Origin of the sequence: Micromonospora sp. DT201 (genome assembly GCF_049841575.1) — a bacterium.
Taxonomy (GTDB): domain Bacteria; phylum Actinomycetota; class Actinomycetes; order Mycobacteriales; family Micromonosporaceae; genus Micromonospora.
Map to the genome: position 1 here is coordinate 237,720 of NZ_JBNCKP010000002.1, position 19,254 is coordinate 256,973.

Genomic DNA, 19,254 nt, shown 5'->3' on the forward strand with positions numbered 1-19,254 from the left:
CGCGTCAACTGGCAGACGCACGGGTAGGGGTAAAAGGTTGGGTCAGTTCTGCGGCATCCCGGTCAGGTAGCGCTGGAGGGTCGGTGCGATCCAGGGGACCAACTCCTCGGGCGGTGTGTCCACCATGGGTGGCAGGCGGACGATGTATCGGGTGAAGGCGAGGCCGAGCATCTGACTGGCCACCAGGCCGGCACGTCGGGCGGTCAGCGCCGGATCGCTGCCGAACGCGGCCACGGCGGCAGTGAGCTGGTCGGCGAAGATGCCGCGCATACGTTCGGCCGCGCCCGGATTGGTGCTGGCGGCGCGAAGCAGCGCCACGAGCGTCTCGTCGCCGTCCCAGCGGGCGAGGAAATGCCGGACCAGCACCTCGCCGAGACGAGCGGGCGGCACCGCGCTCAGGTCGGGCAGGCGTAGGTCGAACTCGGCGGCCGCCGCGAAGAGCCCTTCTTTGCTGCCGTAGTAGCGCATGACCATCGACGGGTCGATCTGGGCGTCGGCGGCGATGGCCCGGATCGTGGCGCGCTCGTATCCGTCCGCCGCGAATCGTTCTCGGGCAGCTCGGAGGATCGCCGCCCGGGTCGCATCGGAGCGGCGGGGGTGGGTCGGCTGAGCGGACACTGTCATGCCCACGACCGTATGCCAACAACTGTTGACATGCAATCAGCAGCGCCTTAACGTTGCCAACAAGTGTTTGCCAACAGGTGTTGGCAAAGGTCTGGAGGTTGGCATGCTGCCCACGAGTACCGACGTCCTGGTGGTGGGCGCTGGCCCCACCGGTCTCGCCACCGCGCTGACACTGGCCCGCCGCGGGATCGACGTGACAGTGCTGGACCAGCAGGCCGAGCCAGCGACGACCTCCCGGGCGGCGGTGGTGCACGCGTACACCCTGGAGGTGCTGGACCGGATCGGCGCTGCGGCGCCGCTGGTCGCCCAGGGAGTGCGGTCACCGCGCTTCACCGTCCGCGACCGGGACCGGCTGTTGCTGTCGGTGCCGTTCCACGAGTTGCCATCCCGCTTCCCCTACGCCCTGCTGGTCTCCCAGGCGGTCACCGAGACGGTGCTCACCGAGCGGTTGACCGACCTCGGCGTCCGGGTGCGGCGGCCGTGTCGGCTGACCGGGCTGGAGGTGACCGCTGACGGGGTGCTCGCACAGATCGACGGAGAGGCGCCGCTGCGCGCCAGGTACGTGGTCGGTGCCGACGGCTTGCACAGCACCGTGCGGCAGGCGGCCGGCATCGGATTCAACGGCCTCAGCGACGCGGAGTCCTTCGTGCTCGCCGATGTACGGGTGGACAGCGCACTGCCCACCGAGGAGGTGGCGCTCTTCCTCGCCCGCTCCGGGCCACTGGTCTGGGCGCCGCTCCCGGACGGGGTGGTCCGGCTGGTAGCCGCCGTGGAAACGGCCCCGGCCGAACCGGACGTGGAGTATCTCCAGAGGCTGCTCGACGAGCGCGGCCCGGCGCGACGCCCCGACCGGGTGACCGAGGTGCTCTGGGGCTCCCGGTTCCGGGTGCACCACCGGATCGCCGACACCTTCCGAGCCGGGCCGGTGCTGCTGGCCGGCGACGCCGGGCACGTGCACAGCCCAGCCGGAGGGCAGGGCATGAACCTCGGCATCTGCGACGCGGTTGCCCTCGGGACCGCGGTGGCGGACGTGCTCGACGGAGGTCCGGAATCGCTGCTCGACGACTACACCGCCCGGCAGCGGCCGATGGCCGAGGACGTGCTGAGCTTCGCCGCCGGGCTGACCCGGCTGGCCGCCGTCCCCCCGGCTCGCCGTCCGGCTCGCGACGTGCTGCTCCGGCTGCTCGGCGCACTGCCGCCAGCCCGCCGGAAGGTCGCGCTGCGCCTGTCCGGGCTGTCCCATCGGGAACGGACACCGAGCTAGGCCGCGGTGGGGCTCAGCACGCCGGGGGCAGCCGGCCGCAGTGTCCGCCACGCGGCCAGGGTGACCAGCGCGAACGTGCCTGCCGCCGCGCCCGCCACCGGCACCGTGCCGTACGCAGCAGCGGCAAGCCCGGCGAGCACCGCCCCGACCGGCGCGGTGAGCAGACCGACCATCCGCTGGGCTGCACCCACCCGGCCGAGCAGCCCGGCCGGCACGTGCCGCTGCCCGTACGACGCACACAGGCTGTTCCACACCACAGTGCCCGCGGCGAAGACGGCCAGTGCGAAGCCGCCCGGCACCGGATGCCGGGCAAGCGCGAACCCAGCCAGTGCCACGGTCTGCGCGGCGAGCACGCCGCGCAGCGCCGGCACCGTGCCGAGTCGGGCGGCGAGCCGACCCGCGCCGAGAGCCCCCGCCACGCCGCCGACGATGGCAGCGGCCGCGAACAGCCCGTACCCGGCGGGCGGCACCCGCAGCACGTCCAGCGCGTAGAGCACCAGCACCGCCATGATCCCGCTGATCGCCAGGTTGCTCGCGGCGGCGAGCAGGGTCACCCGCCACAGGGTCCGGTGCGCGCGCAACCAGCGCAGCCCCTCGAAGATCTCGCTCCACACCGACGCACGCCGCACGCCGGGCCGCGCGCTCGCGCTCGCGAGGGGCCGTGCGCTCGCGCTCGCGAGGGGCCGTGCGCTCGCGCTCGCGAGGGGCCCTGCGCTCGCGCTCGCGAGGGGCCCTGCGCTCGCGCTCGCGAGGGGCCCTGCGCTCGCGCTCGCGAGGGGCCGCGCGCTCGCGCTCGCGAGGGGAGTCGGGGCCAAGGCCAGCACGAGCAGGGCGGCCACGGCGAAGGTGACGGCGTCGACGGCGAACGGGAGAGCCGGGGCGACGGCGAAGAGGACACCGGCGGCGGGCGCGCCGAGGAAGCCACCCGCCACCGCGGACCCCGCCTGAAGTCGACCATTCGCCCGGGGCAGCGCGGCCGGGGGCACCAACGCGGGAAGCAGTGCGAACGAGGCGGAGTCGAAGAGCGTGCCCAGCGTGGCGAGCAGAAACGCCGCCGCCAGCAGCACCAGGACGCTGACCCGGTCCAGGGCGACCGCCACGGCCAGCGCCGCCACGACGGCGGCCCGGATCCCGTCGACCAGGGCCATCGTCCGACGACGATCCCAGCGGTCCGCGTACACACCGCCGAGCAGTCCGAAGAGCAACGGCGGCAGCTGGCCGGCCACGGTGATCGCCGCGATTACCCGGGGATCGTGGGTCACCGTCGCGGCCAACAGTGCCAATGCCGGCGTACGCAGCGTGTCGCCGAACCGCGACGAGACGGCGGCGGACCAGAGCAGCCGATAGTCCCGGCCGAGAGCGGAGGAGGTCATCCGGTGACCGTGCGGGTTCGACCGGGTTGAGGGTCAAGCCGGCACTCCATGGCAGGCAGTTCGCGGTCTACGCTTGCCCCGTGACGGTGGAGCAGCAGGCACGAGGTGCAGCGGGTGCGGGCCGGCGCAGGTCCCGCAAGGACGAAATCCTGGAGATCGCGGTCGGGCTGTTCGCCGCCCGCGGTTATCACGGCGTGTCGATGGATGACATCGGCGCAGCGGCCGGCGTCACCGGCCCGGCGCTCTACCACCACTTCGCCGGCAAAGAGGCGATGCTGGCCGCCGCGCTGATCCCGGTGAGCGAGGGGTTGCTGGCCGGCGGGCGGGAACGCGCCGCCGGGCACCCGGATGACCCGCGTGGCGTGCTGGAGTCGCTGATCGACTTCCACGTCGAGTTCGCACTGGCCAACCCGGCGGTGATCGCGTTGCACCTGCACGAGTTGGACCGCCTGCCGGAGGAGCCGCGGCGGCGGATCCGTCGTCTGCAACGGCTCTACGTCGAGGAATGGGTGACCGTGCTGACCGCGCTGCACCCGGGCATGCCCGACGGCGAGGCGCGGGTGCTCGCGCACGCCGCGTTCGGCCTGATGAACTCGACCCCGTTCCTCGGTGGCGAGGTTGACCGGCGACGCCGAGCCGAGTTGCTTCGCGACGCCACCCTGGCCGCGCTACTCGCCTGAGCCCGACTCGTCAGAAGCCCTCCGGTCGTGATTCCCTAACCATCGTCCCAACATCCGGACGCCGGGAGGAAACATGATCGAGTCACTGCTGGTCGCCAACCGGGGCGAGATCGCCCGCCGGATCATCCGTACCGCCAAGCGGCTCGGCATCCGCGCGATCGCGGTGTACTCGGAGGCCGACGCCGACCTGCCGTTCGTCGCCGAGGCGGACGAGGCGGTCCTCATCGGCCCGCCGAACCCGGCGCAGAGCTACCGCAACACCGAGGCGATCCTCGCCGCCGCGAAGTCGACAGGTGCGCAGGCCATCCACCCCGGCTACGGCTTCCTGTCGGAGAACGCCGAGTTCGCGCGTACCGTCGAGTCGAGCGGCCTGATCTGGGTCGGGCCCGGCGCGGACGCGATCACCGCGATGGGCGACAAGATCAATGCCCGGAACCTGATGGCAGCGGCCGGCGTTCCGGTCGCCCCCGGCACCACCGACCCGGCCGCCGACCTGGATGCGGCGGTGACGGCCGCTGCCGAGATCGGCTACCCGGTGATGGTCAAGGCCGCTGCCGGTGGCGGCGGCATGGGCATGGGCGTGGCCGTCGACGAGGCCGCCCTGCGCACCGAGTACGACAAGGTGCGCGCGTTCGCCGAGCGGATGTTCGGCGACGGCTCGGTGCTGATCGAGCGGTACTTCCCCCGGGTGCGTCACGTCGAGGTGCAGATCCTCGGCCTGGCCGACGGCCGGGTGGTGGCGCTCGGCGAGCGGGAGTGCTCGGTGCAGCGCCGCAACCAGAAGTTGGTCGAGGAATCCCCTTCACCGGCGGTGTCGCCGGAGCTGCGGTCTCGCCTCCTGGCGGCGGCGGTGCGCGCCGGCGAGGCGGTCGGCTACCGCAACGCGGGCACGGTGGAGTGTCTGCTCGACCCCGCCTCCGGTGAGTTCTTCTTCCTCGAGATGAACACGCGGCTGCAGGTGGAGCACCCGGTGACCGAGTACGTCTACGGTGTCGACCTGGTCGAGGAGCAGTTGCGGGTGGCGGCCGGGTTGGCCCCGACCTTCGACCCGGACGCGCTGGTTCCGCGTGGGCACGCCATCGAGATGCGGATCAACGCCGAGGACCCGAAGCGCTTCCTTCCCGGCCCTGGCGTGATCAGGACCTGGGTGGAACCGACGGGTGAGGGTGTCCGGGTGGACTCCGGCTACACCGAGGGCAACACCGTCACCCAGTTCTACGACAGTCTGCTGGCCAAGCTGATCATCAGCGGCGCCACCCGGGACGAGGTGCTCGAGCGCGCGAAGGTGGCGGTCGCCCAGTTCGAGATCGTGGGTCCAAAGAACAACGTCCCCTTCTTCGCCGAGCTGCTGGACAACGCCGAATTCCGCTCCGGCGCCTACGACACAGGCATAGTCCCCCGCATGCGCTAACCGTCGCAGTCCTTGATCGACTCCATATCGCCGACAATGCGGTCTCCCAGCACTGGGATACCCCAAAGTAGGCGACATGGAGTCGATCACCGCGCAACGCGACCGGCATGCGGGCTGCGGGTAGGGGCGTGCGAGTTAGGGGCGGTTACGCAAGCTTGGCCTGCGTCCGGGCCAGGAATCGCCGACCAGATAAGGCGCCTCCCCCTTGCTCTGCCCAGGTATTTCGACCGACTTGGTGTCCAGGCGCGGTCCTCGGTAGTGGCCCTGGGCGGAATCTCTGGCTTGGCTCGTCGGGAATGGTCTGGTGTTGGGAGTCCCGGTCTGCAGGTCGCCCAACGGCTCACGTTGTCGGGGAAGTGTGTCTGGCACCAGGCCGCAGCTGGTCGAGTGGGCGGACAGGTTGGCCCGTAGCTGGCTGACCTCCACCCTGCCGTCGAGCACCTCCCGCTCCAACTCCGCGATCCTCCGGCGAAGCTTGTCTTCGATGTGCGAGCCGCTCTGCGCCCCGGGCCTACCCTCAGCTCGTTCGTCGGGGAGTCCGGTCGGCGGTTCCTCGCCCCGGGCCAGCCTGTACAGCTTGGTGAACTCGGCCTGCTTCTGTTGCCGGAATTCTGGCGTCAGCACGTGGTCCAAGACGAGCATCACCGTCTGCCAGGGTGGGCCCTTGCTCTCGGCGGTGAAGTGGCGCGACAGCTTCTTGCGCAGGCGGGACAGCTTGGCCTGGTCGCGATCGGATCGGGCTCGGCAGATCCAGTCAGCCAGCTTCTGCCAGGTGTCGATCGGCCCGATCTCGGGACACTGCTCAACGACGTCGCGGACCGCCAGCGCGTACACCGATACGGCAGGATTGCCATAACGCTGCAGGTATTGCGCTTCGAGCACCGATCGGTGGATCAGCCGGTGTCTTCGAGTGCGCTCCTCCGCCGGAAGCGGCACGTCGGCTTCGGTGGTCATCTCGGTTCCTTTCGAACTGGGTCATGCCGGTCCTTCCAAGAGCGCGCATGACGTGGACCAATATTTGTACCGCCCCTGATCAAGCATCCGTGCATTCGGGCTGTGTCACCAGTCAGATTCTGGCCGGGTGGCTGGCCGGGTAGGACCACCGAGGCCGGTTGGCCAACCTTTACGGCACAACGATTTTGGCCCGTACCGCCGCCGCTCGCTGTATTGGCCGGGTAGCCCGACGGCAACCCGGACACAAGATCGTCTCGTGCGCCGGATCGGGTCGTTGTCGTAGCGGGATGGGAATGACCCGCGCTGATGCGGATTCTTCGCGGGAGAAGTCGTGGAACTTCCATCGATGATGGGCCCATCGCTATTGCGGACCGATTACCGGGAGGATGAGAGATGATCGGCAATGGTGTGCGCTGGCCGAACGAGGGTCGGCTTATGGTCCGCATTCTGCGAAAGGCGTCCCTCGGCACTGATGGTGCCGTGGTGATGGCCCTGGTCGTGGGTCGAGAGGACGCCGCCGCGTGCGCCGGCGCCCTCTCGACCACACTCCGATGCGCTGCCGAGCTCTTGGAAGGACCGTCGCAGCGCTGACCACCGGAGGCGCGCTGACGATGGGGTCGAGCCGATGGCCGGCCCCGTCGTCATGCCGGCACCAACGTAGCCACCCTGGTGTCCGTGATTCCATTGCAGCGAGGGCGAACGGACCCTTTCGGCCCGATTGATCCGCCGAAGGTTGGCCCGAGGTAGGCCAGAAGGGCCAGTCACACGTGACCGTCGGCACACGATGTCCACCGCACAGTGGGCGCGACAGGTCATCGGCGGGTGCCGCTACGGTTGCCGGAGTAGAGCTGAAACAACCATGACGTGACGTCACAGTGAGGTGACCCCTTATGGCGGACCTGCCGAGTTTCGTCTCCATTCGCGAGGTTGGGCCGCGAGACGGGTTGCAGAACGAGGACCCGATCCCGACCGACGCCAAGGTGCGGCTGCTCGACGCGCTCTCCGGCACCGGCGTACGCCGGATCGAGGCGGTGTCGTTCGTGCATCCGTTGGCGATTCCGCAGATGGCCGATGCCGACGACGTGTGGCAGCGAGCGGTGCAGGCCGACGGGGTGCGTTACTCGGCGCTGGTGCCGAACACCCGGGGTGCCCAGCGGGCCCTCGCCGCCGGGTTCACCGAGATCGAGGTGGTCGTCTCTGCCAGCGACACCCACAACCGGCGCAACGTCAACAGGTCCACCGACGAGTCGCTGGATGACATCGCCGAGCTGATCGACCTGCTGCACGGCGCCTCCGCGCAGGTCGAGGTGATCGTGGCGACCAGCTTCGGCTGCCCGTACGAGGGGGACATCGCCCCGCAGCGGGTGGCCGGGATCGTGGACCGGGTGGTCCGCGACGGCGCGGATCGGGTCGCGTTCGGCGACACCACAGGCATGGGCACGCCGCGCCGGGTCCGCGAGCTGCTGAGCGCGGTACGCGACCGCAACGCGCACGTCCCGGTGCTGCTGCACTTCCACAACACGCGGGGTACGGCGCTGGCCAACCTGTTGACAGCGCTGGAGTTGGGGGTGACCGAGTTCGACGCCAGCGTCGGTGGCCTCGGCGGCTGCCCGTACGCGCCGGGGGCGAGCGGCAACCTGGCCACCGAGGAGGCCGTGCACATGCTGCACGACATGGGTATCGACACCGGCATCGACCTGGCGGCGCTCATCGAGGTGGCGGAGTTGGCCGAGGAGTTGCTCGGCAAGAATCTCCCGTCCGGCGTGTTGCGCGCGGGCCCGCGGACCCGGCTGACACCGCTGCCGAGCTGACCGCTGGGGAAAACGCGGGGAGGGACCGGCGCGCTGCCGGCCCCTCCGACTTATCCGGTAGATCAGCCCACGGTGGTGAGCATGCTCGGCCAGCTGTCGCGGAAGATGTCAGCCCCGGCGCGGTCCGTGCTGCGCTCGGTGGCGATGCGGGTGCCGGCGAACAGGTTGCTCACCCGGTTCGCCTCGGCGGTGCTCGGGTACGCGTTGGTGCAGCTGGTGCCGGCGCTGCCACCGGACATCAGCAGCGAGCAGTTTCCGTTGTAGTTGTCCGGCAGGCCGAGGATGTGCCCGATTTCGTGGGTCATGATCCGCAGCACGCTGTACTGCGCAGCCTGCTGGGTGTCGATGTAGACGCGGCCGTTGCCGAGGCTGGTCCGCACGGCGTACGAGCCGCCGCCGGTGATCCGGTAGATCCGCAGGTTGGAGCCGCAGTTGGCGGAGAGCGTCAGGTTCGACGTGGCGTTGTTCCAGATCGAGGCGGCCTGGTTGGCGGTGCCGGCGTAGCTTCCCGCCTGGCTGGTGTTGTAGCAGATGGTCATGGCGGCGGACGCGGGCGAGGGGTTGGCGACCGTGACGCCGAGGGTGGCACCTGCCGTCACCACCAGGGTGACCGCGAGCCGACTGAGTCGTGAGGTCATCGCTGACTCCAATCCGGGAGGAGGGGGTGCCAGGAGCCTAGCGATAAGCATTCATGTTTTTCAATGTCTTGCTCTGGGTTCCGCCGCCTGGTTCGCTCATGGGTCGCCGACAGCCCTGTCGGTGCGATAGCCTAACGATCGTTCAGGTCAGTATGGCGAGGGAGTCGGCGTGACGCTCGACGGTGAAGCGCTGGAGCAGCTGCGCAAGCGGGCCCGGTCCGGCGGCGCGGACAAGTACCACGCGGCCAACGCGGCCAAGGGCAAGCTCTTCGTCCGTGAGCGGGTCGCGCTCCTGGTCGACGAGGGCTCGTTCGTCGAGGACGGCCTCTACGCGAACGCGCTGGCCGACGGGCTGCCCGCCGATGGGGTGGTCACCGGCACCGCCACGATCGACGGTCGCCAGGTCTGCCTGATGGCCAACGACTCCACCGTCAAGGCCGGCAGCTGGGGCGCTCGCACCGTCGAAAAGATCATCCGCATCATCGAGCGGGCGTACGGCGCCGGTGTGCCGATGGTCTACCTGGTCGACTCGGCCGGCGCTCGGATCACCGATCAGGTCGACCTCTTCCCCGGCCGGCGTGGCGCCGGAAAGATCTTCTGGAACCAGGTGCGCGCCTCGGGTTCGATCCCGCAGGTCTGCGCGCTGTTCGGTCCGAGCGCCGCCGGTGGGGCGTACATTCCGGCGTTCTGCGACGTGGTGGCGCTGGTCGACGGCAACGCGAGCATGTATCTCGGCTCCGACCGGATGGTCGAGATGGTCACCGGCGAGAAGACCACCCTGGAGGCCATGGGCGGGGCCAAGGTGCACACCGCCGAGTCCGGTGTCGGGCACTTCCTCTGCAAGACCGAAGCCGACGCGCTCGACGTGGTGAAGACCTACCTGTCGTACCTGCCGGCGAACTGGACGCAGCAGCCGCCGACCGCGCCGGCGGTCGCCGCGCCCGCGAAGGCCGACCTGGCCGCGCTGGTGCCGGCCAGCGAGCGGCAGGCGTTCGACATGCGGCGGTACGTCAAGGGCCTGCTCGACGAGGGTTCGTTCTTCGAGATCCAGGCGCTCTGGGCCAAGGAGCTGACAATCGGTTTTGGTCGCCTCGACGGCCAGGTCGTCGGCGTCGTCGGCAACAACTCGATGTTCAAGGGCGGCGTGCTCTTCGTCGACTCGGCCGACAAGGCGACCAGGTTCGTGCAACTGTGCGACGCGTTCAACGTGCCGCTGCTGTTCCTCAGCGACGTACCCGGTTTCATGGTCGGCAGCGTGGTGGAGAAGCAGGGGATCATTCGGCACGGCGCCAAGATGATCACCGCGATCTCCGAGGCGACAGTGCCGAAGATCTGCGTGGTGGTCCGCAAGGCGTACGGCGCCGGCCTCTACGCGATGGCCGGCCCCGGCTTCGAGCCGGACGCCACAATCGCGCTGCCCAGCGCCAAGATCGCGGTGATGGGGGCCGAGGCCGCCGTGAACGCGGTCTACGCCAACAAGATCGCCGCAATCGGCGACGAGGACGAGCGGGCCGCCTTCGTTGCGGCCAAGCGGGCCGAATACGAGCAGGACATCGACGTCGTCCGGCTTGCCAGCGAGCTGGTGGTGGACGCCATCGTCGAGCCGCACGACCTGCGCACCGAGTTGGTCCGTCGCTTCGCGGCCGCGCGTACGAAGGATCGGCACTTCTCCCGCCGTCGGCACGGCGTCACCCCGGTCTGATCCTCGACCCAGGCCGCCAGAGCGACCCGTTCGGCGTCACGAGCGCCTGGCGGACCGTCCACACAGGAGGAAGAGATGGACTTCCGGCTCACCGACGAACATGCGGCGCTGCGGGAGAGCGTGCGGGATTTCGCGCGTGACGTGGTCGCCCCGGTCATCGCCGGGCACTACGAGCAGCACACGTTCCCGTACGAGGTGATCCGGCAGATGGGCAAGATGGGCCTGTTCGGCCTGCCCTTCGGTGAGGAGCACGGCGGCATGGGCGGTGACTACTTCGCGCTCTGCCTGGCCCTGGAGGAGTTGGCCCGGGTCGACTCCAGCGTGGCCATCACGCTGGAGGCGGCGGTTTCGCTGGGCGCGATGCCGATCTACCGCTTCGGCACCGAGGAGCAGAAGGCGACGTGGCTGCCCAAGCTGCTCAGCGGCGAGGCACTTGCCGCTTTCGGTCTCACCGAACCGGGCACCGGCTCGGACGCCGCAGGCACCCAGACGCGGGCAGTGCTCGACGGTGACGAGTGGGTGATCAACGGGTCGAAGGCCTTCATCACCAACTCGGGGACCGACATCACGGTCATGGTGACCGTCACCGCGGTGACCGGCACGAACCCGGACGGCTCCAAGGAGTTGTCGACCATCATCGTGCCGACCGGCACGCCCGGGTTCACCGTGGCGCCGGGCTACTCGAAGGTGGGGTGGACCGCCTCGGACACCCACGAGCTGACCTTCGACGACTGCCGGGTGCCGGCGGCCAACCTGCTCGGCAAGCGGGGCCGGGGCTTCGCCCAGTTCCTGCGGATCCTCGACGAGGGCCGGATCGCCATCGCCGCGCTGGCCGTCGGCCTCGCTCAAGGGTGTGTCGACGAGTCGATCAAGTACGCGAAGGAGCGGCACGCCTTCGGCCAGCCGATCGGTGCCAACCAGGCCATCCAGTTCAAGATCGCTGACATGGAGCTGAAGGCACACACCGCCCGGCTGGCCTACTACGACGCTGCCGCCCGGATGTTGGCCGGCGAGCCGTTCAAGCGGCAGGCCGCCATCGCCAAACTGCACGCCAGCACGATCGCGGTGGACAACGCCCGGGAGGCCACCCAGATCCACGGCGGCTACGGCTTCATGAACGAGTACCCGGTGGCCCGGTTCTGGCGGGACTCCAAGATCCTGGAGATCGGCGAGGGCACCAGCGAGGTGCAGCGCATGATCATCGCTCGCGATCTGGGTCTCTGAAGGTCCCAGTCGGGCGCGCTGACCAACCGGCCCCGGCCGGGCTGACCGTACGGCTGTCGGGTTTCGGCGAGCAGGCGTCGGTAGCCCGACGTTCGGCTGCCGACGGTCGTAGTCGATCCGTACTCTTCGTGCCCATGACTCCGGATCATGATGGGTCGCGGAGCCCGGCTGGTCGTACCGCCCTGCCGGAGCTGCTCCGCGCGCATCGCCGCACCGCGGGCCTGACCCAGGCCGAGCTGGCGTCCCGGGCCGGGGTGGGTGTGCGGACGGTTCGTGACCTGGAGCGTGGCCGGTCGGTCCGGCCGCAGCGCACCACTGTCGAGTTGCTCGCCGAAGCGTTGGCGCTGACCGGCACCAGCCGGACGGCGTTCCTGTCTGCGGCCCGGGGCTCCTCCGGCGCTGAGTCGTCGCGGCCGGACGCCACCTCGAAGGCGCTCGCGTTCAACGGCAGCGCGACGTCGGAGGCCGCGCCCGCCGACCCGCCGGTCGCCCTCCCACCGCCGGTCGCGCTGATCGGCCGGGACCGCGACCTCGCGGAGCTGGCCGGGATGCTGACGGCGGAGCGCGGGCCTCGACTGGTGAGCCTGGTCGGGTTGGCCGGGGTCGGCAAGACCGCCTTGGCGACGGCGGTGGCGCACGCGGTGGCCTTCGCCCATCCGGCCGGGGTGGCCGGGGTGCTGGTCGGCGAGGGCTTGGATGGGCCGGACGTGCTTGCCGCCTCGATGGCGGTGCTCGGCTCGGCGCGCCTGCCGGAACTCGTGGCTCGGCTCGCCGGGCGGCCGGCGCTGCTGGTGATGGACGCCGTGGAGCGTGCCCCGGGCCCGGTGGCCGCGACGCTGCACCGGCTGATCGGTGCCCTGCCCTCGCTGCGGGTGTTGGTCACCGGACGGCACCCGGTCGGGCTGTCCGGGGAGAGGGTCTGGCCGGTCGCGCCGCTCGACGTGCCGCCACCGGGCGCCGAACGTTCCGGAGCGGCAACGCTCGAATCGTGGCCGGCGGTCGCGTTGTTCACCTCCCGGCTCGCTCAGGTCCGTCGGGAGCCGCCGACCCCGGACGAGCTGCCAGCGCTTGCCGCGCTGGTGCGCCGGCTGGGCGGGCTGCCGCTGGCCATCGAGCTGATGGCCGCCCGGGGCCGGCTGCTCGACCTCACCCAACTGCTTGACCGGTACGGCGACCGGGTGCTCGACCTCGCCACTCCTGCGGACTCGGTGGTTCAGCCCGGCTGGGACGCACCGGATGCGCCCACCCGACGATCGATCGACACCACGCCTGCGGCGGTGGCGGGCACGGTCACCCTGCGGGACGCGGTGGCGGCCAGCTATCGATTGCTGGCAGAGGACGAGCGGGCAGCGCTGCGGCAGCTCGCCGTGTTCGGCAACCGCTGGTCGGTGGAGTTGGCCGAGGAGATGCTCGCCGACGAGGCCGACCGGGACGGCACGGTGGCGATCGACCCCGTTCCGCTGTTGGACCGGTTCGTCGAGCTCGGGCTGCTGAGCGTACGCGGCACCGGGTCGTTCCGGTTCCGGCTGCTCGACGCGGTCCGCGACTATGCCGTCGAGCAGGCGACCGGCGAGGGTGAGTTGACCCGCATCCGACGTCGACACGCGGAGGTGATCGCGCGTTTGGTGGCGCGGACCGCAACCGACCTGGTCGGCCCACGGTCGTCGGACGCGGTGCACCGGCTGGACGAGGTGAGCAGGGACATCAGCTCGTCGCTGGCCCACGCGGCCACGGACGACCCGCTGACCGCGCTGCGGCTGGCGGCCTGCCTGACCCGGTGGTGGCGGTTCCGTGGGCACGACGTCGCCGGGCGGCAGTGGCTACGGCGGTTGCTGGCGGACCCTCGGACCGCCGGCGCTGATCCGGTCCTGCGTGGCTGGGCCGCTGTCGGGGTTGCCCGGCTCTCCGCCGAGCACCGTGCGGGCGCCGAGGAACTGCCGACGGCGCGCGCGGCGTTGGACACCTTCCGGCAGGCCGGCGATGTCACCGGCGAGTTGGAGGCGCGGAACGTGCTCGGCACCCTGCTGATCTCCGTCGGTCGTCAGGACGAGGCTCGCGAGCAGGCCGAGACGGCGCTGCGGTTGGCGGCCCGCAACGGACGGACCAGGGACCTGGCGGTGGCCCAGAACAGTCTCGCCTGGCACGAGATCCGGGCTGGTGATCTGGCTGCGGCCCGCCGCCGGCTCGCTGCGGCGGACCGGCTCGCCGCCGAGAGTGGGGAGCAGCGACTTCGGTTGCTGACCTGGGCCAAGCGGGCCGAGGTCGCCCGCCTGGAGGGCTGGTACGCGGACGCCATCGACCATGGCCGACGGGTGATCACCGCGTTGTCCGAGCTGGGTGATCCGGGGCTTCGCCGCCGGGTGCTCGGGAAACTCGGGTTGGCGCTCGCTCAGGACGGGCGTGGCGCCGAGGCGACCGAGGTGCTCGCTGAGCTGCGCACGGGGGCCGCCGAGGCTGCGGCGGCCGGATCGGCGCGTTCGTCGGCTCGGCGGGCCGTGGCACCGCCGCCGCGCTCGGCGAATGCGGCGCTGTCGTCGGGTGGGCCGGAGGCGGGGCTGTGTGCTCTGATCGAGGGGAATCTGGCCCTGCACCGGGGTGACCGGGAGTTGGCTGCCGAGTGGTTCGCCGCCGCCGCCGACGACGACGTGAGTCAGGATCGCAGAGACGTGGTGGAGGCGCTGGTGGGACTGGCAGCGAGCACCTCGAACCCGGCGGTTCTCGACCGGCTGGAGCGGGTCTGTCAGGAGAGCGGCATTCGGCTACTGCCCCATGAGTCGGGTCTGCTCTACGCGTTGACCACCGCACGGGGTGGGCCGGAAGCACGGTAGTCACGACAGCTTGGGTGGCCTGAGCGCGGCCTGTCGTAGTCGGGGAGAGTGGCGCGGGCGAAGAGCCCCCTTGGTGCTACCCCTCGCTTTTCGCCCGCGCCGTCACCCCCCGGTGATCCCCGGTGCAGGAAGCCTGCCACCGCCAAGGCGGTAGGAAGTCGGGTTAGACCGAATCCTCCGGCTTGGCTGGGTCAGTTCTGCCGGTCTTTCTGCCGGTGCTGCTCAGCGCTGTGTGCCGCTGCCGGTGGTGGCGGTCTGCTGCTCAGGGCCGACGTCGTCGCTGCCGGCGGTGGCGCATGGATGCGCGGCATCGCGGACCCGGCGTAGCCCGTCGAGAAGAGCCGCCAGTGCTTCCGGGTCGAGTTGGCCGGTGAACCATTGCTCGATCATCTGCAGGTGCCCGGGTAGCGTTTCGTTGAGTCGGTGCATCCCGGCGGCGGTGACGACCGCGTAGGAGCTGCGTCGGTCGCTCGGGCAGGCCCGGCGGGTGAGCAACCCGTCACGTTCCATCCGGTCCACCACGCGCGTCACGCCGCTGGTCGACAACGAGGTCTGCGCCGCGAGGTCGGTCATGCGGAGTTGGTTGCCCGGCGAGCGGGCGAGTCGGGTGATGACCTCGAACTCGACCGCGGAGAGGCCGTGCTCCTCGAGTTGAGCGGTAAACCGGGCTGACAGACCGGCGTGTGCCTCGAAGAGCAGGCCGACGGCGGTGATCCGGGGATCGTCGAACACGTTGGTCACTCGTTCACCCTACCAGTACTTGACACGGGGAATGTTGTTGCAGTTGTATTTGCTTCAGCAGTCGTTGGGCTATTAAACATTCCTCTGGAGGACAGCAGCATGACCAGCAGCACCGATGCGGTTACCCGCGACTGGGACGGCCTCACCATCCCGGCGGCCGGCACCTACGCGCTCGACGTGGCGCACAAGCGTGTCGGCTTCGTTGCCCGGCACATGATGGTCAGCAAGGTCCGCGGTGAGTTCAAGGAGGCGACCGCCACCATCACCGTCGCCGAGGACCCGCTGCAGTCGTCGGTCGTCGCCACCATCCAGGCCGCCAGCATCGACACCGCCCAGGCCGACCGGGACGCACACCTGCGCGGCCCCGAGTTCCTGAACCCCGAGAAGTTCCCGACGATCGAGTTCCGCAGCACCGGGGTCAAGTCCCGTCGTGGCAGCGAGTTCGTGCTCACCGGTGAGCTGAGCATGCTGGGCGTCACCCGGCCGGTCGAGCTGGAGGTGGAGTTCGAGGGTGTCGGCCGCAGCCCGTTCGGCCAGGACATCTTCGGTTTCTCCGCGAGCACCGAGATCGACCGTGAGGAGTTCGGCCTGACCTGGAACGTCGCCCTCGAGACCGGGGGTGTGCTGGTCAGCCGCAAGATCAAGATCGAGATCGAGGGCGAGGCCATCCGCCAGGCCTGATCTACCCAGATCACCAGTACGCAGAGCCCGCGCCGCAGGTAGGCGCGGGCTCTGCGTCGTCTCCACACCCGACGCCGACGTCGTGGTAATTGTCACGACTTGTTCGCCCGCCATCGGATCCAGTCGGTCGACGATTGGGTACAGAAGGCACCACGAGGGCGTCCACTCCGGTCGACGTCGGATCACCGCTGCGGGCCTCTGGCCCCCCTCGGGTGGGCGCTCTTAACGTGGAGGGTTCACAATGCGCATTCCGGGACGGCAGGATCCCGACCGCGCCGGCCGTCGGGAGGACACATGGGCAGGGACGTCTCGCAGGGCGCCTTCACCCGGGATGATCGCGTCCGCTACCGGCAGAAGGTGCGGCGGTGCCTGGACGTCTTCGCCCTGATGCTGGACGACTTCGGGTTCGACGCCGACCGGCCGATGACCGGCCTGGAGATCGAGCTCAACCTGGTCGACTCGGCGGGCGAGCCGGCGATGCGCAACGAGGAGATCCTCGCCGACATCGCCGACCCGCTGTTCCAGACCGAGTTGGGGCAGTTCAATCTCGAACTCAACGCCGAGCCCCGACTGATCGAGGGCACCGGCTTCGCCGACTACGAGCACGACCTGCGCGGCAGCCTGTCCCGGGCCGACGAGCGAGCGGCCAAGTCCGACGCGAAGATCGTCCTGGTCGGGATCCTGCCCACCCTCACCGAGGGGCATCTGGTCGAGGACAATCTCTCCACCAGCGAGCGCTACCGGGTGCTCAACGACCAGATCGTTGGCGCCCGAGGCGAGGACATCGAGCTGGACATCCGTGGCGTCGAGCAGTTGCGGACGCACACCGACTCGATCGCCCCCGAGGCCGCCTGCACCAGCCTCCAGTTCCACCTCCAGGTGGCACCGGACAGCTTCGCCGACTACTGGAACGCGTCCCAGGCCATCGCTGGCGTTCAGGTGGCGGTCGGGGCGAACAGCCCCTTCCTCTACGGACGCCAACTGTGGGCCGAAACTCGGATCGCCCTGTTCCAGCAGGCCACCGACACCCGCCCGGACGAGCTCAAGGCCCAGGGCGTACGACCACGGGTGTGGTTCGGCGAGCGGTGGATCACCTCGATCTTCGACCTGTTCGAGGAGAACGTCCGTTACTTCCCGCCGCTGCTGCCGATGTGCGAGGACGAGGACCCCGTGGAGGTGCTGCACGCCGGCGGGGTGCCGCAGCTCGGAGAGTTGAGGCTGCACAACGGCACGGTCTACCGGTGGAACCGCCCGGTCTACGACATCATGAACGGCCGACCTCACCTGCGGGTGGAAAACCGGGTGCTGCCGGCCGGTCCGACGGTGGTGGACATGCTCGCCAACGCGGCCTTCTACTTCGGGCTGGCACGGGGTCTGGCCGAGGCGGACCGTCCGATCTGGAGTCAACTCACCTTCAGCTCCGCCGAGGAAAACTTCCACGCCGCCGCTCGACGTGGCCTCGATGCCGTGCTGCACTGGCCCGGGCTCGGCGACGTGCCGGTCACCAGGCTGGTGCTGGAGCAGTTGCTGCCCACCGCCGCGGCCGGCCTGGACGGGTTCGGTGTCGCCCCGGCGCAGCGGGACCGGCTGCTCGGCATCATCGAGCAGCGCTGCCGAACCGGCCGTAACGGTGCCGTCTGGCAGACCGAGGCGGTGTGGGCGGCGGAGCGGCACCACGGCATGGACCGGGCGGCCGCGCTGCACCACATGGTCCAGCGCTACGCCGAACTCCAGCGAGCCAACGAACCCGTCCACACCTGGCCAGTCAACTAACCCCCACCCCACCCCCACCCCCTCCGGGCACCCTCACCGCCGGGTGGGGCGGGTGGGATGGGATGGGTTAGTCGGTGGTGGGGCGGGTGGATCGGCGGGATGCGCGGGTGCGTCGACCGCTCTGCGTCGGATCCTCTGCTGCTCCGGCTTCGCCAGGATGGGCTGGACCGGTGAGGTTCGGCTCGGTGCGCGGCGCGGGCACCCGCGGTACGGCGCTGGCCCCGCCCGGTAGGGAACTCGTCCTGGTTGCCTGCGGTGCGGCGTCAGCCCTGCCGCGCCGGGCTGCGGTGCCGATCGACGAGCCGAGAGCCGACGGCTCGGAGTCGGTCCGGGCGACCGGAGCCGGGTTGGGACGAGCGGTCGGGGTCGGCCCACCGGCGGTGGCCGGGTTCGAGTCGGCGTGCGCTGCCGGCGTCGGCCCACCGGCGGTGGCCGGGTTCGAGTCGGCGTGCGCTGCCGGGGCTGGGTTGGTCTTCGTACCCGAGACAGCCGCATTTCGGTCGGCTGCCCGACTCCGGTCGGCCCGCTCGGCGAGGGCGGCGGCCAGCACCGAGCCGCCGATACCGGCGAGCACCGCGTACGGGGCGATCAGTTGGGTGGACAACTGCGCGGGGCCCAGCGTCGACCAGTGCGGCAGGGTGGTCAGGTAGGCGAGTGCGACGAGCACCGGACCGGCAGCACCGGAGGCTGCCGCGCCAACGCGGTGCCCGGCCGATCGGGCGGTCCGCCGGGCGGCCAGCACGCCGATCAGCAGCGCGGGCACGAGTGCCAACAGCGCGCCGGGCCAGTAGAGCTGGTCGGATATCCAGTAGTGCGGGTGGTCCGGGTCGAGCTGCCAGGTGCCGAGTTGAGCGCCGATCAGCCCTCGTCCGACGCGTACCCCGTCGAGCACCGAGACCACCGCGAGCAGCCAGAGCCAGGCGGCGGTCGCCGTCACGTTGATCGCCGCGACCCGGGAGCGAAGCGCCCAGATCGCGACGAGCACGCCAATCAGGATGCCCAGCGTCGCCTGCACCGCGGCGGTCCGTTGCGGTGCGTCGGTGTCGGCTCCGGCCGCAACCCGCGCCGGTACGGCGATCAGCAGCACTGTGACCAGCCCGCCGAACCCGGCGCCGAGTGCAAGTGCCACCCGTTGCAGCAGGCTGCCGCGGTCGTGGGACGTGGCCTCGGCCACCTGTGCCGACCGCGTTTCCGTCGCCTCGGTGCCTGTGGTGTCGGCGGCAGACGGACGCCCGCCATCTTGAGAGGCCTGCTCCAGCGAGGTCGCGGGGTCAGGAGCCTCCGCAGCCTGCGGCTCGGCCGTCGCTGGTGCGTTCCGTTTGTGTAGCCGCTGCGCGCAAACCGCCCCGAGGACCGTCGAGCTGGCAGCAAGCCAGGTGGCCCAGGCGAGGCCGTCAGCCCAGGCGGTGTCGGTGGCTCCGGCATCGGTTGGCGTCCAGGTGATGACGCCGAGCCCGTAGCCGAAGCCCAGTTGCGCGGCGCCCGCGCCGGCAGCGACACCGATCGCGGTAACGATCGACACTCCCCAGCCCTGTCTGGCCATGCCGGGC

The 19,254-nt window shown here is 70.4% G+C and carries 15 protein-coding genes; 9 read left to right on the plus strand and 6 right to left on the minus strand.

The window, feature by feature from the left end; all coding sequences use genetic code 11:
• Positions 1–42 precede the first annotated feature (42 nt).
• Positions 43–624 (minus strand): TetR family transcriptional regulator, encoded by a 582-nt coding sequence (locus ACLQ28_RS04875; RefSeq protein WP_425684978.1) that lies wholly within the window; start codon positions 622–624, stop codon positions 43–45.
• Between the two features lie 103 nt (positions 625–727).
• Between ACLQ28_RS04875 and ACLQ28_RS04880 the strand changes: the two genes are divergently transcribed.
• Complete coding sequence (locus ACLQ28_RS04880) at positions 728–1,888, plus strand: FAD-dependent oxidoreductase (RefSeq protein WP_425684979.1); 1,161 nt, start codon at positions 728–730, stop codon at positions 1,886–1,888.
• On the opposite strand, the gene ACLQ28_RS04885 is transcribed toward ACLQ28_RS04880, so the two are convergent.
• Positions 1,885–3,261: an MFS transporter gene (locus ACLQ28_RS04885; protein WP_425684980.1), complete on the minus strand. Its 1,377-nt coding sequence runs from the start codon at positions 3,259–3,261 to the stop codon at positions 1,885–1,887. The two genes, ACLQ28_RS04880 and ACLQ28_RS04885, sit on opposite strands and share 4 nt — an antisense overlap.
• Before the next feature lie 80 nt (positions 3,262–3,341).
• Between ACLQ28_RS04885 and ACLQ28_RS04890 the strand changes: the two genes are divergently transcribed.
• Together ACLQ28_RS04890 and ACLQ28_RS04895 are read left to right on the plus strand one after the other, a co-directional pair.
• Positions 3,342–3,941 carry a TetR/AcrR family transcriptional regulator gene (locus ACLQ28_RS04890; protein WP_184180135.1) on the plus strand — a complete coding sequence of 200 codons (600 nt, stop codon included), beginning with the start codon at positions 3,342–3,344 and terminating at the stop codon, positions 3,939–3,941.
• A 73-nt stretch (positions 3,942–4,014) separates the two neighbouring features.
• On the plus strand, positions 4,015–5,352 hold the full coding sequence (locus ACLQ28_RS04895; protein WP_425684981.1) for an acetyl-CoA carboxylase biotin carboxylase subunit: 1,338 nt from the start codon (positions 4,015–4,017) through the stop codon (positions 5,350–5,352).
• A gap of 135 nt (positions 5,353–5,487) precedes the next feature.
• On the opposite strand, the gene ACLQ28_RS04900 is transcribed toward ACLQ28_RS04895, so the two are convergent.
• The gene (locus ACLQ28_RS04900; RefSeq protein WP_425684982.1) at positions 5,488–6,306 is read right to left on the minus strand and encodes a hypothetical protein; all 819 of its coding nucleotides are present in this window, start codon (positions 6,304–6,306) and stop codon (positions 5,488–5,490) included.
• 890 nt (positions 6,307–7,196) lie between these two features.
• Here ACLQ28_RS04900 and ACLQ28_RS04905 point away from each other — a divergent pair.
• The gene (locus ACLQ28_RS04905; RefSeq protein ID WP_425684983.1) at positions 7,197–8,117 is read left to right on the plus strand and encodes a hydroxymethylglutaryl-CoA lyase; all 921 of its coding nucleotides are present in this window, start codon (positions 7,197–7,199) and stop codon (positions 8,115–8,117) included.
• Between the two features lie 62 nt (positions 8,118–8,179).
• Here the strand turns inward: ACLQ28_RS04905 and ACLQ28_RS04910 are convergent, their stop codons facing one another.
• Positions 8,180–8,755, minus strand: coding sequence for a snapalysin family zinc-dependent metalloprotease (locus ACLQ28_RS04910; protein ID WP_425684984.1), 576 nt, complete (start codon positions 8,753–8,755; stop codon positions 8,180–8,182).
• 169 nt (positions 8,756–8,924) lie between these two features.
• Here ACLQ28_RS04910 and ACLQ28_RS04915 point away from each other — a divergent pair, with 169 nt between their 5' ends.
• The 3 genes from ACLQ28_RS04915 to ACLQ28_RS04925 all read left to right on the plus strand — a co-directional run bounded on the left by ACLQ28_RS04915 (position 8,925) and on the right by ACLQ28_RS04925 (position 14,509).
• Positions 8,925–10,457, plus strand: coding sequence for an acyl-CoA carboxylase subunit beta (locus ACLQ28_RS04915; RefSeq protein WP_425684985.1), 1,533 nt, complete (start codon positions 8,925–8,927; stop codon positions 10,455–10,457).
• Between the two features lie 75 nt (positions 10,458–10,532).
• Complete coding sequence (locus ACLQ28_RS04920) at positions 10,533–11,681, plus strand: acyl-CoA dehydrogenase family protein (RefSeq protein WP_425684986.1); 1,149 nt, start codon at positions 10,533–10,535, stop codon at positions 11,679–11,681.
• Positions 11,682–11,815: 134 nt separating this feature from the next.
• A complete protein-coding gene (locus tag ACLQ28_RS04925; protein ID WP_425684987.1) occupies positions 11,816–14,509 on the plus strand; it encodes an ATP-binding protein in 2,694 nt (897 codons plus the stop codon).
• 222 nt (positions 14,510–14,731) lie between these two features.
• Here ACLQ28_RS04925 and ACLQ28_RS04930 read toward each other — a convergent pair whose 3' ends face one another.
• The gene (locus tag ACLQ28_RS04930) at positions 14,732–15,250 is read right to left on the minus strand and encodes a MarR family winged helix-turn-helix transcriptional regulator (protein ID WP_425684988.1); all 519 of its coding nucleotides are present in this window, start codon (positions 15,248–15,250) and stop codon (positions 14,732–14,734) included.
• A gap of 99 nt (positions 15,251–15,349) precedes the next feature.
• On the opposite strand from ACLQ28_RS04930, the gene ACLQ28_RS04935 reads away from it, so the two are divergent.
• Positions 15,350–15,931, plus strand: coding sequence for a YceI family protein (locus tag ACLQ28_RS04935; RefSeq protein ID WP_425684989.1), 582 nt, complete (start codon positions 15,350–15,352; stop codon positions 15,929–15,931).
• A 294-nt stretch (positions 15,932–16,225) separates the two neighbouring features.
• Positions 16,226–17,704 (plus strand): glutamate--cysteine ligase, encoded by a 1,479-nt coding sequence (locus ACLQ28_RS04940; RefSeq protein WP_425684990.1) that lies wholly within the window; start codon positions 16,226–16,228, stop codon positions 17,702–17,704.
• A gap of 67 nt (positions 17,705–17,771) precedes the next feature.
• Here ACLQ28_RS04940 and ACLQ28_RS04945 read toward each other — a convergent pair whose 3' ends face one another.
• Positions 17,772–19,247: a hypothetical protein gene (locus tag ACLQ28_RS04945; RefSeq protein WP_425684991.1), complete on the minus strand. Its 1,476-nt coding sequence runs from the start codon at positions 19,245–19,247 to the stop codon at positions 17,772–17,774.
• Positions 19,248–19,254: the final 7 nt, after the last annotated feature.